We start from the raw sequence: 12,762 nt of genomic DNA on the forward strand, positions 1-12,762 counted from the left end.
ATTATTTTGTAATAATTGGAACAATTGGAATTCCAAAGTAGAATTCAAGTATTTTTATTTTGAACATGTAATCGTATTTTGTTCTGATTACATCAGACTGTGCATTTGTTAACAAGGTTTGAGCCTGTGTAAAATCAAAGGAATTCATCAATCCTACGTCATACTTTTCTTTAGCATAATTATACGCTTGTTGTCTCGCTTCTAATGTTACTGTTGATGATTCGTAAGTATTTAAAGCTCCTTTTGCGTTTGTAAAAGCAGTATATACATTACGCTGCAAATCTAAACTTTTTTGTTCTAAATCTATTTTAGATTTCTCTAAACTTACCTTATTACGCTCTACATTGTTTCTAACTGAAAATCCGTTGAAAATTGGAACATTCAACTGAAAACCAAAATTATGTCCTTTATTATCACTAAACTGTTGAAATATTGGATCTGGCCCTACTGTATAAGGTTGATTGGCTGCATCAAATTTAATTTGATCGCTATAACTTGCTCTTGTATTAAAAGCATAAAAACCAGAAAGTGTCGGTTGATAAGCTCCTTTAGCTATTTTTACATTTTTTTCAGCAATTTCAAGATTAGTTTGTGCCAGTTTTAATTCAGTTCTTGTCTCTTTTGCTTTATTATAAATATCGGTTGGACTTTGCGCCATGATGTTGTTTTCATCTTTTGCATTAGTATCGTCGATTACATCAAAATCTGCAAATTCTTTTAACTGTAAAAGTTGTGCTAAACTCAATTTTGAGATCAGTAAATTATTTTCTGAAACGGTAATATTCTGTTTATCTGTCGCTATTGTAGCTTTTAGATCAAACAAATCTCCACGCGGAATTGTACCTGCATTTACCATTTCTTCAGAACGCTTTAAACGTTTTTCGTCAATGGTTAATTGCTCTGTTTTTATCTTTAAATCTTCTTTGTAACCCAAGATTTGAAGAAAAGCATTTGCAACATTCAATGAAATATCTTCCTGCATTTTCAATAATTGATATTGAGATGCAATAATGGCTAATTTCGCTCTGCGGTATGTATTTTGATTTTGAAGACCTTTGTAAATATCAACTCCTGCATTAAGACCAACAGATGAATACTGAGTAGTCTGGTTACGTAAAAGACCCGTGGTAACATCCTGGTTCAAACCAATATTCCAGGAGTGTGAAGCATTTCCGCTTGCTGATGGAAGATAATTTCCTAATGCTCCTCTTTTATCAATATCAGCATTTTTTACATCTAGTTCTGATAATTTAATTGTGATATTATTATCCAGTGCATATCTTACACATTCTTCCAATGTCCATTGTTTTGTTTGTGCCTGGCCTGATAATGTAAAACCAAAAAGCATGGCAAGAACAAGACTATTATATTTATTTATTTTCATATATTTTGAATGAAAGCACAGCAAAAACACTATGCGAATTTAACATTTTAAAACCCCTAAAAACTCTCTATTTGATCAATCTATTTTTTATCCCCTTGTCCTTCTGTGATCAAACCCTGATTCCAGATTTTAATTTTATCTGAATCCTTAAGACCGCTTTTAACCTGAACATAGATTCCGTCACTAACCCCCAGAACAAGATCTCTTCTTTGAAATTTCTGTGGACTTGTTTCTACTTCTACATAAGGTTTTTGAGTTTTTTTGTCAAATTGTACCAGTGATTCTTTAATTGCCATAACCTTATCTGCTTTTTCTAATATGATCGAAGCATTTGCGCTTAATCCTGCTCTGATAAAGGTTTCATCTCTGTTTTGTAAAGAAGCTTTAATTTCAAACTGAATCGCTCCGTTTTCCGTAACTCCTTTTGGTGCAATATCTGTTAAAGCTGCATCAAATTTTTTATTTTCAATTGCTCCAATTGTAATTTCAATAGGCATTTTTTCTTTGATTTTACCTACTTCAGATTCGTCAATTTTTCCAATAAAAATCATTCTTCCAACATCAGCAACACTTGCAATTGTAGTTCCTTCGTTAAAATTATTGCTTTCAATAACCTGATTACCCACTTTTACAGGAACTGCCAATACCATTCCGTTTACCGTTGAACGGATTAATGTGTTTGCATAATTTCCTAATGAGGTAGTGGTTCCGGTTTTTACAATATCCAGACTTTGTTTTGCTGCCAGGTAATTTTGTTTTGCTTGTTTGTAAGCCAATTGAGCAGCATCAAAATCATTCGCAGAAATTACATCTTTATCAAATAATGTTTTTTGTCTTTGATAAATTTTCTCCTGATTGTCTAAAGCAATCTTAGCAGTTTGTACCTGATTTTGAGTACTACTTACATTCGATACGTTGGCCACAACTCTAATTTTTGCAATCATGTCGCCAGCTTTAATTTTCTCCCCTGCTTTGATATACACTTCTTCAATAATACCTGAGATATTTGGTTTGATTAGGACCTCTTCATCAGGCTGAATGTTACCGGTTGCAATGGTGTTTTTAACTATCGTTTTAATCTCCGCTTTTTCTGTTTTATAGATAATCGGCGACTCTTGATTTTTTGCATATAAATAATAAAGTGCGCCAAAGAAAACTATAGCTATAAAGATTAAAATGGTTACGGTTATTCCTTTTTTCATTTTGTTTTTTAGTTTAATTCGATTTTATTTTGATTGATAATTTATTCTGTTCTTAATGCATCTATTGGCTTTACATTTATCGCAGTCTGAGCAGGTATGAATCCGGCAAGTAAACCAGCTCCCACCAATATCAATAAGGCAACAAATACAACTCCTAAATCTACACTTGGGTTTGCAAACATCGTATTGCTATCCGGAGGCATAGAATCTAAAACCATATTCAGTATTGCGATAATCCCGGTTGCAACTGCAATTCCAAACATGCCTGAAATAATAGTTAAAAATATAGATTCAGCCAAAATTTGTCCACGTATAGCTGCCGGAGTTGCCCCCAAAGCTCTTCTAATTCCGATTTCTTTTGTACGCTCTTTAACTACAATAAGCATAATATTGGAGATTCCGATTACACCCGAAATTAAAACTAATGTTCCTACAAAAAAAGCAATAAAGTTTAATATATTAAACAAACTCTGCACTTTATTAAATTGCTCATACAAATCAAAATTTCCTACCGCTCTTTCATCAGCCGGATTTACAGAGTGCAATGCTTTTATTAATTCCAGAATTTTAGGTTTTAAATCGGTAATTGACGTTTCATCCTTTGCGGTGAGCGCCATCCAGCTTACTTTATCACCATAATTAAATGCTTGTTGAAAAGTAGTAAACGGAATAAAAATATTTTTTTGGTTCTGCTCTGCATTTCCTCCTTGTTGTTTAGATTTATAAACCCCAACAACCATAAAATTGATACTGTTTATTTTAATATAAGTTCCAACAGCTTCTTCTTCTTTTCCGTAAAGTTCACTGATTACACCTCTTCCAATCACACAAACTTTCCTTTTCTCTGTAATATCCTGTTGGTTAATAAATCGCCCATTAGTGATATCCATGGGCTCCTGTTTAATCAATTCAGGATAATCTCCATAAATAGTAAATGCCGAAGTTTTTGTACCTCTTACAACATTATTACTTCCGTTAAAATCTCCAAGCTGATTTCTTGGCGAAACATATAATAAGTCCGGAAGTGCTGCTTTTAAAGCTGCAACATCGCTGTTTCTAAAATCATAGCGACGGGTTTTTGGTAATCCTTTATAGGCTTTCGATGTGGTCTGACTCCACATAAACATTGTGTTAGTGGCAATTCCGTCAAATCCTTTTTTTATGCCATTTTCCAGACCCTTTCCTGCTGCAAGTAAAATAACCAAAATAAAAATACCCCAGAATACCCCAAATGCAGTTAGTACCGTTCTAAAAACGTTGGCTGTTAAAGCCTGTAAAATCTCATCCCAATTATCTTTACTAAACATAATTTATTCGTCTCTAAGTGCTACAATAGGTTTAATTTTTGCGGCTCTGTAAGCTGGAAAAAATCCCGCCAAAGCACCTGCAAAGACAAGAAGAACAAGCGTAGTTAAAGCCACACTAAAATCAACTGTAGGATTTACAAAATATTCACTCTGAACCATTGGCCCCACTGTTTCTAATAATAACAAACTAGCAAGGAGACCAACAAAACCAGCAATAGTGGTAATAAAAATGGACTCGTGCAAAATCATCGAAATAATTGAAAATGGTGATGCACCTAATGCTTTTCTAATTCCAATTTCTTTTGTTCTTTCTTTTACTATAATCAACATAATATTACTTACACCAACAACCCCTGCAATTATGGTACATATACCAACCCACCAAAAGAAAAGCCTGATATACAGATTTAAATCATAAAATTGTTTTGCGTCTTTAACTGAATTATAGGCATTTATTCCGCCGTCATCATCAGGAGCTACAACATTTTTACTTCTTAATAAAGCTTTTAGGTCAGCCGTAAATTTTTCAGAAACTGCCAACGCTTCATCATAATCTTTTGTCTTTTTTACGGTAAAAAAGAGGTTGCTTATTTTATCTCCTCCACCGTAAGCTCTCTGTGTTGTTGTTTTTGGCAAATAAGCTCTTGCTTCTTCTCTTTCTCCTCCTGGGTCTGTAAAAACACCAACTACTTTAAAATTGATATTATTAATTAAAATCTCTTTACCTAACGGATCCTTATCTTTAAATAAATCTGTTTTTATTTTCATTCCAATAACAGCAACCTTCTCATTGTTTGCCAAGTCATTACTATTTAGGAATCTTCCCTGAACAATCTTGATGTTTTCTACTTCACCATAATCCGGATCGACTCCTTTAAACTGATAACTTCCGGATTCTTTTCCATAAGTAAATGATGCGCCCCAGAAATTATAAGATGCCGATCTTAAATTTAATTTGTCATCAAATTTTTGAACAGCTTGTGAATAATCACTATTTCTAAACTGAATTTGTCTCCCCGGGTTTAATCCTTTATACTCCTTTGTTGTCGTTCCGGACCAAACCTCGATAAGACCCGCCGCATCACGCTCAAAAGATCTTTCAATTCCGTTTTGTAGCCCTTTACCGGCACCAAGCAAAATCACAAGAATAAAAATTCCAGATGCTACAGAGATTCCTGTCAAGAAGGTTCTTAACCGGTTTTTAGAGATAGCCTCGAATATTTCCTGCCAACGCTCTATATTAAACATAAGATGAAGCTCTAACTTGTTCTACCATTTTATCGTCTATAATTAATCCGTCTTTCAGGACCACATTTCTTTTGCACATTGCTGCAATATCCGGTTCGTGTGTAACAATTAAAATTGTCTTTCCTTCGTCATTAATTCCCTGAATAAGTTCCATTACTTCATAAGAAGTTTTAGTATCCAAAGCTCCGGTAGGCTCATCCGCAAGTAAAACTTTTGGATTTGAAGCTAATGCTCTCGCAATTGCAACACGTTGTTTTTGACCTCCTGAAAGTTCATTTGGCAAATGCTGATAATGAGAACCCAAACCTACTTTCTCCAAATACTTCATTGCAATTTCGTAACGTTCTTTTCTTTTTATCCCTTGATAATACAATGGCATTGCCACATTATCGAGTGCACTTTTATAATTGATTAAATTAAAAGACTGAAAAACAAACCCTAAAAATTTATTTCTATATTTTGAGGCAAGAGTTTCGTTAAGCTTTTTTATAGGCGTTTTATCCAAAATATAACTACCAGAATCTGCCTCATCCAAGATTCCCAAAATATTTAGAAGTGTAGATTTCCCGGATCCCGAAGATCCCATAATAGCAACCAATTCCCCTTCTTCAATATTAAAATTTATTCCTTTTAACACATGCAATTGTGAACTGCCCATTTTATAGGATTTGTGCAAATCTTTGATTTCAATCATGGTATTGTTAAATTTTTAAACAATAATAATATTTTTTATAAGTAATTTATGATAACAAAACGTTAATAATTACGTTTCAGTATCTAAATAAGACGGCACTTATAATCAATTGTTACAGTTTCTCATGTTAAATTGATAGTTTTTTTAATTTTGCATTACCTAAAAAAATAATACTAATGAAGTTTTTTTCGACCATCTCTTTGTTTACGGTATTTGCGGCGCTTGTTAGCTGCTCAACAACTCAAAAATTAGAAACACTAAAACCCGAACCAGATGACGCAAGTCCGTTGGTTTATGATGCAAATCCTTCTTTTATCAACTTACCTATTACGGTTAAATTGAGCGATATTGAAAATCAAACCAATTCTCTTTTGAACGGATTAATTTATGAAGACAACAATATTGAAGATGATGATATTGAAATGAAAATCTGGAAACAGGCTCCTATCAAAATTCAAAATGATCCGGCAAATCCAGATAAAAAAATAAAAACCATTCTACCTCTTAAAGCAACTATTAAATATCGAATTGGTACAAAAAAGTTAGGGATCGAACTTTACGATACACGCGAATTTAATTTGAATGGTGTTATCACTTTATCTAGTGAAGTTGCTTTGACCAACTGGAAACTTGATACTAAAACAGAATTCAAATCATTAGACTGGAGCGAAAGCCCAACAATGATGGTTTTTGGAAAAAGTATGCCGATAACATATTTAGTAAATCCCGCCATTTCTATTTTTAAATCTAAAATTGAAAAGAAAATAGATGAAGCTATTGAGAAATCGATGGATTTTAAACCCAATGTTTTATCTGCACTTGAAAAAATTTGCACTCCTTTTCAAATGAGTGATACTTACGAAAGTTGGCTAAGAATTGTTCCTGTTGAAATTTATTCGACCAATGCAAAACTAAAAAACGACTTATTTTTGCTGGATATGGGAATGAAATGCAATATGGAAACTATTATTGGCAAGCAACCTGAATCTAAATTTAATGCAAGTAAAATTGTTTTAAAACCAGTTGCAAAAATCCCAAATCAGATTTCAGCAAATATTGCCGCGATATCAAGTTATGTTGATGCTTCTAAAATCATGACCAAAAACTTTGCCGGTCAGGAATTTGGATCGGGAAGTAAAAAAATAACCGTAAAAAATGTTTCCATTTGGCATAAAGACGGTAAAATGGTCATTGCACTGGATGTTTTAGGATCTATAAACGGAGCGCTTTACTTAAATGGATTCCCGCAATATGATCCGAAGTCAAAAGAAATTTATTTTGACAAACTTGATTATGTTTTAGACACTAAAAGCAAATTAATGAGAACGGCAAGCTGGCTAGGTCAAGGTTATATTTTAAGAAAGATGGAAGAAAGCTGTCGCTATTCTATACAACCAAATCTGGAAGAAGGTAAAAAAAGTATGGCAGCGTATCTTAAAAACTACTCTCCAATGCCCGGCGTTTTTGTAAATGGAAAAATGGAAGATATACAGTTTGATAAAATTCAGCTAACCAATCAGGCTATTATTGCTTTCATAAAGATAAACGGAACTGTAAATGTTTCTGTAGACGGATTGAAATAAAATAAAGCAAAAAAAAAAAGCAGTATAAAAATTATACTGCTTTTTTCTTTTTTGACTTGTACATTCTGTAAATCAGAAAACCAATTATTGCAACGAGCAAATACGGGATTACCATCAGGTAAACAATTCCATCATTTACTGCTTCAGCTTTTTTTACATTTGAATCGCCTGACAATGCCGCACGACACATCGCGCATTGAGCATTTACACTCAGAGAAAAGAAAATAGAGCAAAGAGCATAGAAGTATTTGGTTGAGAAAAAATTCATGAGTCTACTTCTATTTGCTTTTCTATTTTCTGTATTCTTTATTCTATTTTCCATTTTAAGCATAATAAGGAGAAATCATTAAGTAAACTACAACACCTGTAACCGCAACATACAACCAAAGCGGAAAAGTTATTTTAGCTATTTTTTTATGTCTGTCAAAACGTTTCGCCAATGCTCTTACGTAAGTAATTAACACCAAAGGAATAATTACAATTGACAATAAAATATGTGTTATTAAGATAAAGAAATACGCATAACGCAAACCACCAATCTTTGCAGTTTCAGTAAGATCAAGAATTCCGTCATGATTTAAATCTCCAAATTTGGTAGAATCCGCTGTCATGTGATACGCCACATACATTACTAAAAACGCAACAGACAATGTGATTGCAAAAGTCATTAAACGTTCATGTAGTGTTCGTTTTCCATTTTTAATAGCAATTACTGCCCAAACTAATACGATCGCAGTCAAACCATTTGTTGTAGCATAAATTGGAGGCAAAAAGGAAAGTGGTTCAACATCGAAACCAAAATCTTTTAATTTGACACTAAATAATACAGCAACTACTAACGGAATTACAATTGATACGGCAATAATAAACTTGCTAAACTTTTTTTCTAATGTATTATCTTCCATTTTTATTCTTGTAATAATATTTTAATGTCTTCCTGAATGTCTCTAACTCCTTTTTTATCTAATCCATCATAGTATAAAATCGGATTACCAAATTCGTCTTTTCTACAACGAATATTTCCGTCCTTATCTATTAAAGCAAATAATCCCGAATGTTCAAATCCACCATTTACTTTTTCATTTTCCCCTGCATAAAGATTAAATCCTTTATTTGATAAATCCATAATGGTAGCTTTATCACCAGTAAGGAAATTCCAGTTTGACGATTTTACACCCAGCAATTTAGCATGATCTTTTAAAACCTTTGCTGTGTCGTGTGCAGGATCGATTGTAATAGAAACAATTCCGAAATTAGGATTCCCAAAAAAAGTTTTCTCAATTTCCAACATACTCAAATTCATCTTTGGACAAATTGAAGGGCAAGTAGTAAAGAAAAATTCTAAAACATATACCTTCCCTTTATAGCTTTCATTTGATATTTTAGCATTATCCTGATTGATTAATTCAAATTTTGGAGCCGGACCAATTGTTAATAGTTTAGCATCTTCTTTTGAGTTTTTCAGACCAACATTGTCAAGACGATTTCCTTTTACAACTTCACCATTTTTTATTCTGTCGACAATTTTTGGCACCGCATAAATACCAAATATTAAAACGATAAAAGAAATTCCGATGTACGATTTATTTTTAAACATTTCAGTAAAGATTTAGAGTTCTTTTGTAGCGTTATGATTCTTTTTAAGAGCAGCACGATATTCGTATAAAATGATTTTAAAATCATCCAGCATTTCGTTACTTAATTCAGACGGATGAAAAGTATCATAACCTTCCTTGTATTCATCTTTTTCTTTTCTACCTCTTAAATTTCTTTCTTTGTCCACTATAAAAACATTTGAGGTGCCTAATTTTTGATCTAATTTTCCTTTTAGATGAAGCTGATCATAAAATGCCTGAATTTCAGCTGGTGGAGCAAAAACAAAATTCCAACCCGCAACATCTGTAAAAGGCTTTAGCGCATCAACCAATTTCTGAGCTTCTGCTTCTGTTCCTAAAGGGCAAATCACTACAAACTGAAGATCTTCAAAACCATTGTAGCGTTTGTAAATTTTTTCATTTAAATTGAAGTAGTTTCCTCTGTGTTCTAAAATATCAGAACCGGAAAAACCTAAAACTGTAATTTTTTTATCAAGAGAGACTTTTTTACCATCTAAAGATTTCCAATTACCAAAGTCGGCAATTTTAGGTGTTATTGTCGGAAGTTTTGTAAAGCTATTTACACCTGAAGCAAAAAACAAATAAGCAACAATTGGCAAAACAAAAAGCACAAAAAGAACTATATTTTTTTTCATTGTATTAATCGAAGTTTTGAGGTACAAAAATAAAAAAAGCTCCGGTAATCGGAGCTTCTTTTCGAATTAATATCATGTTAAAAATTCCATTTAATAGTAGAATCTTTAAAAACCCCATAAATATAATGTCCTTCTGTCAAAAGAATAAACAATAAATATAATACCAGGAAAATAACTGGTGAAACTACAGACCATCTAAGGCTGCTTTTTTCACCTTCCATGTGCATGAATGCCCATACTATATAATAAGCTTTGAAAATTGTAAGGATATAGAAAATCCAGTTCAATAAATTCAAACCTACAAAATGATTAAACTCTAATACTCCCGGCTTGTAGATACCAAGAATAACCTCTACTGTAGTTACTACAGACAATAATGCAAAAACAAACCAGATTCTTTTTGTATTTGATACGTGCTCGTGTGACATAATAATTAAAATCTAAAATTAAACTAAGTAGAAAACTGTAAATACAAATACCCAAACTAAATCTACAAAGTGCCAGTATAAACCAACTTTCTCTACCATTTCGTAGCTTCTTCTTTTCTCGTAAGTTCCTAATAATACATTAAAGAAAATAATGATATTAATAATAACTCCAGAGAATACGTGGAATCCGTGGAATCCTGTAATGAAGAAAAAGAAATCAGCAAATAATTTGTTACCGTATTCGTTTCTAATAAGGTTTGCACCTTCTACTACATATTTTGCATCTGCTAAACGAGCCTCAGACTCTGCTCTTGTCAAAACAGTTTTCTTTTTCTCTTTAGTAAGAGTTTCTGTTCTGATCAATAAATCAGGATGTGCTTTGAATCCTGCCTGAACTTCAGCAACTGAATACGTTGGTAAAGTCTCAGCATCTTGCATAAACCAAGTTGTTTTGCTTCTTGTTAAAGCTTCTCTTTGTTCTGGTAATTTAACCGCAAATGCTTCAAGAGCTACTCTTTTACCATCTTTATCAACAAACTGTAATAAGCTTCCACCTTTAGTTTCAACTGCACCATATTCTCCTTTAATGAAGTTCTTCCATTCCCAAGCCTGAGAACCAACGAAGATTAAACCTCCAATAATAGTTAAGAACATGTAAATTGCAACCTTAGTCTTTTTTAATTGATGACCAGCATCAACAGCCAAAACCATTGTTACAGATGAGAAAATCAAAATAAAGGTCATTAAGGCTACATAATACATTGGAGCCGCAACACCATGCATAAAAGGAAAGTGAGTAAACACTTCATCAGCCAATGGCCATGTTTCAATAAATTTAAATCTAGAAAAACCATAAGCTCCTAGAAATCCAGAAAATGTTAAGGCATCTGATACGATAAAAAACCACATCATCATTTTACCATAACTTGATCCTAATGGCTGGATATCCTCGCCGCCTCCCCAAGTTTTTTCGTCGTTGTTTGCAGTAGTAACTGTCGCTCCCATAAAAGATATTCGTTAAAAAGTTCCCAAATTTACGTTTTTTTCTTATTTAAAGAAATATAAAAATAAAAATAATAATACCCATAATAAATCCAAAAAGTGCCAATACATCGCACCTAGTTCTATACCAAGAGTTTGAGTCGGATTGTATTTTTGTTTAAAATGATTATAAATTACAATTAAAAGTGAAATTAACCCTCCTGCAACGTGCAATAAGTGCATAAGAGCAATTACATAAAGAAATGTTGTAGTAATTGAACTACCTTGTCCGGTCATATAATAACCGCTTTCTATGATTTGACCGAATCCTGCAAATTGCAAAATCACGAATAGAATTCCTAAAGCTAATGTCCCTAAAAGAAAACCTGTAGTTGCACTTCTATTACCTTTTTCAATTGACTTTTTAGCCAAATAAAACATTACACTACTTCCAATAATAACTACTGTACTGTAATAAAATGCAATTGGTATTTGAAAGTTCTGCAACCAGTCTGCTCTTGATTTACTTACCACAAATGCACTTGTAAGTCCGGCAAACATCATGGTCATACTAACCATTGCGAATAACAAAATCAGTTTTGCCGATTTTGACTTCCTTAATTGTTCCTCACTTGTTGTCATTGTCATTTCCATAACTATCTTAAAAATTTATCTACTATAAATACGATTTGCAGCAATGAAATATACGAAACACTTACTAACATTAATGTTCTGGCAGATTTTGCTGTTCGAAGCTGATATAATTTTACAGCATAAAACAACATCCATAATCCCAATAAAAACACTAAAACTGCTGCAATTGGCGAAATAAACAGTTGCCCTGTATATCCCAGTGCCGGTAATAACGATGCTGCAATAAGCCAAACGGTATACAAAATAACCTGCAAAGCGGTTCCTTTATCTTTTTTTCCTGTTGGCAACATGAAGATTCCTGCTTTTTCATAATCTTCATATAAAAACCAGCCAATAGCCCAAAAGTGCGGAAATTGCCAGAAAAACTGAATTAAAAATAAAGTTCCGGCTTCAATACCAAATTCTCCCGTAGCCGCAACCCAACCTAACATAAAGGGAATTGCTCCAGGAAAAGCGCCCACAAAAACAGATAAAGAAGTCACTGTTTTTAGTGGTGTGTATATACTTGTGTATAAAAAAATCGAAATTGCAGCAAACATTGCCGACTTTGCATTGATTGTATACAACAAACTTATTCCTAAAATAGTCAGTAAGCTTGCAACAATTAATGCCATTCTTGGCGACATTCGACCAGAAGGAACCGGACGATTTTTAGTTCGATCCATTAAAGCATCGATGTCTTTTTCTATAACCTGATTAAACGCATTTGACGCTCCAACCATGCAATAACCGCCAATAGATAAAACTAACAAAACGCTCCATTTAAAAGGATGTTCTTCATTGACTCCTAACAAATATCCTGCAATTGACGAAAATAAGACACTAATTGCTAAACCAGCTTTAGTGATCTCTTTAAAATCCAGAAATATTGATTTGGGTGAAAGTGTATTTTTTGTAGCGTTCAAACCTTTATTGTTTGTATATTTTTTTTGAGTGCTGCAAATGTACAAATTAGATTGTAGAATTTAGAACTATAAAATTAGATTTTTTTCAATAAAACCTTTACAGAATAAGGACTTGTAAATCTTTA

14 protein-coding genes are annotated in these 12,762 nt (G+C 32.9%); 1 reads left to right on the top strand and 13 read right to left on the bottom strand.

Annotated features, from left to right (window positions below):
- Position 1: 1 nt before the first annotated feature.
- The 5 genes from KHA98_RS01610 to KHA98_RS01630 all read right to left on the bottom strand — a co-directional run bounded on the left by KHA98_RS01610 (position 2) and on the right by KHA98_RS01630 (position 5,835).
- Positions 2-1,384: a TolC family protein gene (locus tag KHA98_RS01610; protein WP_213254678.1), complete on the bottom strand. Its 1,383-nt coding sequence runs from the start codon at positions 1,382-1,384 to the stop codon at positions 2-4.
- An 80-nt stretch (positions 1,385-1,464) separates the two neighbouring features.
- Positions 1,465-2,586 carry an efflux RND transporter periplasmic adaptor subunit gene (locus KHA98_RS01615; RefSeq protein WP_213254679.1) on the bottom strand — a complete coding sequence of 374 codons (1,122 nt, stop codon included), beginning with the start codon at positions 2,584-2,586 and terminating at the stop codon, positions 1,465-1,467.
- Between the two features lie 41 nt (positions 2,587-2,627).
- The gene (locus KHA98_RS01620; RefSeq protein WP_213254681.1) at positions 2,628-3,893 is read right to left on the bottom strand and encodes an ABC transporter permease; all 1,266 of its coding nucleotides are present in this window, start codon (positions 3,891-3,893) and stop codon (positions 2,628-2,630) included.
- Positions 3,894-3,896: 3 nt separating this feature from the next.
- Positions 3,897-5,141 carry an ABC transporter permease gene (locus KHA98_RS01625; protein ID WP_213254683.1) on the bottom strand — a complete coding sequence of 415 codons (1,245 nt, stop codon included), beginning with the start codon at positions 5,139-5,141 and terminating at the stop codon, positions 3,897-3,899.
- Entirely contained in the window at positions 5,134-5,835 is a 702-nt protein-coding gene (locus KHA98_RS01630; RefSeq protein WP_213254685.1) for an ABC transporter ATP-binding protein, read from the bottom strand. The genes KHA98_RS01625 and KHA98_RS01630 overlap by 8 nt, the downstream gene beginning before the upstream one ends.
- A gap of 176 nt (positions 5,836-6,011) precedes the next feature.
- Here KHA98_RS01630 and KHA98_RS01635 point away from each other — a divergent pair, with 176 nt between their 5' ends.
- Positions 6,012-7,418 carry a DUF4403 family protein gene (locus KHA98_RS01635; protein ID WP_213254687.1) on the top strand — a complete coding sequence of 469 codons (1,407 nt, stop codon included), beginning with the start codon at positions 6,012-6,014 and terminating at the stop codon, positions 7,416-7,418.
- 31 nt (positions 7,419-7,449) lie between these two features.
- Here KHA98_RS01635 and KHA98_RS01640 read toward each other — a convergent pair whose 3' ends face one another.
- From KHA98_RS01640 to cyoE, 8 genes are all read right to left on the bottom strand, one after another.
- A complete protein-coding gene (locus tag KHA98_RS01640; protein ID WP_213254689.1) occupies positions 7,450-7,749 on the bottom strand; it encodes a hypothetical protein in 300 nt (99 codons plus the stop codon).
- Positions 7,742-8,323: a DUF420 domain-containing protein gene (locus tag KHA98_RS01645; protein WP_213254691.1), complete on the bottom strand. Its 582-nt coding sequence runs from the start codon at positions 8,321-8,323 to the stop codon at positions 7,742-7,744. The genes KHA98_RS01640 and KHA98_RS01645 overlap by 8 nt, the downstream gene beginning before the upstream one ends.
- A 2-nt stretch (positions 8,324-8,325) precedes the next feature.
- Complete coding sequence (locus KHA98_RS01650) at positions 8,326-9,015, bottom strand: SCO family protein (RefSeq protein WP_213254693.1); 690 nt, start codon at positions 9,013-9,015, stop codon at positions 8,326-8,328.
- A gap of 12 nt (positions 9,016-9,027) precedes the next feature.
- Complete coding sequence (locus KHA98_RS01655) at positions 9,028-9,669, bottom strand: hypothetical protein (protein WP_213254694.1); 642 nt, start codon at positions 9,667-9,669, stop codon at positions 9,028-9,030.
- Positions 9,670-9,746: 77 nt separating this feature from the next.
- Positions 9,747-10,097: a cytochrome C oxidase subunit IV family protein gene (locus KHA98_RS01660; protein WP_053471657.1), complete on the bottom strand. Its 351-nt coding sequence runs from the start codon at positions 10,095-10,097 to the stop codon at positions 9,747-9,749.
- 18 nt (positions 10,098-10,115) lie between these two features.
- Positions 10,116-11,102 carry a cytochrome c oxidase subunit 3 gene (locus KHA98_RS01665; protein WP_213254695.1) on the bottom strand — a complete coding sequence of 329 codons (987 nt, stop codon included), beginning with the start codon at positions 11,100-11,102 and terminating at the stop codon, positions 10,116-10,118.
- A 42-nt stretch (positions 11,103-11,144) separates the two neighbouring features.
- Entirely contained in the window at positions 11,145-11,732 is a 588-nt protein-coding gene (locus tag KHA98_RS01670; protein ID WP_213254696.1) for a cytochrome c oxidase subunit 3, read from the bottom strand.
- 2 nt (positions 11,733-11,734) lie between these two features.
- A complete protein-coding gene (cyoE, locus tag KHA98_RS01675) occupies positions 11,735-12,637 on the bottom strand; it encodes a heme o synthase (RefSeq protein WP_213254697.1) in 903 nt (300 codons plus the stop codon).
- Between the last annotated feature and the right edge of the window lie 125 nt (positions 12,638-12,762).

Source organism: Flavobacterium branchiicola (genome assembly GCF_018383905.1).
Lineage (GTDB): Bacteria > Bacteroidota > Bacteroidia > Flavobacteriales > Flavobacteriaceae > Flavobacterium > Flavobacterium branchiicola.

What these genes read in the sequence shown, in the direction of transcription:
- KHA98_RS01660 (WP_053471657.1), bottom strand. Translation starts at nt 10,097, where the DNA reads ATGTCACACGAGCACGTATCAAATACAAAAAGAATCTGGTTTGTTTTT.
- KHA98_RS01615 (WP_213254679.1), bottom strand. Translation starts at nt 2,586, where the DNA reads ATGAAAAAAGGAATAACCGTAACCATTTTAATCTTTATAGCTATAGTT.
- KHA98_RS01620 (WP_213254681.1), bottom strand. Translation starts at nt 3,893, where the DNA reads ATGTTTAGTAAAGATAATTGGGATGAGATTTTACAGGCTTTAACAGCC.
- KHA98_RS01645 (WP_213254691.1), bottom strand. Translation starts at nt 8,323, where the DNA reads ATGGAAGATAATACATTAGAAAAAAAGTTTAGCAAGTTTATTATTGCC.
- KHA98_RS01670 (WP_213254696.1), bottom strand. Translation starts at nt 11,732, where the DNA reads ATGGAAATGACAATGACAACAAGTGAGGAACAATTAAGGAAGTCAAAA.
- KHA98_RS01610 (WP_213254678.1), bottom strand. Translation starts at nt 1,384, where the DNA reads ATGAAAATAAATAAATATAATAGTCTTGTTCTTGCCATGCTTTTTGGT.
- KHA98_RS01655 (WP_213254694.1), bottom strand. Translation starts at nt 9,669, where the DNA reads ATGAAAAAAAATATAGTTCTTTTTGTGCTTTTTGTTTTGCCAATTGTT.
- KHA98_RS01640 (WP_213254689.1), bottom strand. Translation starts at nt 7,749, where the DNA reads ATGCTTAAAATGGAAAATAGAATAAAGAATACAGAAAATAGAAAAGCA.
- KHA98_RS01665 (WP_213254695.1), bottom strand. Translation starts at nt 11,102, where the DNA reads ATGGGAGCGACAGTTACTACTGCAAACAACGACGAAAAAACTTGGGGA.
- KHA98_RS01625 (WP_213254683.1), bottom strand. Translation starts at nt 5,141, where the DNA reads ATGTTTAATATAGAGCGTTGGCAGGAAATATTCGAGGCTATCTCTAAA.
- KHA98_RS01635 (WP_213254687.1), top strand. Translation starts at nt 6,012, where the DNA reads ATGAAGTTTTTTTCGACCATCTCTTTGTTTACGGTATTTGCGGCGCTT.
- KHA98_RS01650 (WP_213254693.1), bottom strand. Translation starts at nt 9,015, where the DNA reads ATGTTTAAAAATAAATCGTACATCGGAATTTCTTTTATCGTTTTAATA.
- KHA98_RS01630 (WP_213254685.1), bottom strand. Translation starts at nt 5,835, where the DNA reads ATGATTGAAATCAAAGATTTGCACAAATCCTATAAAATGGGCAGTTCA.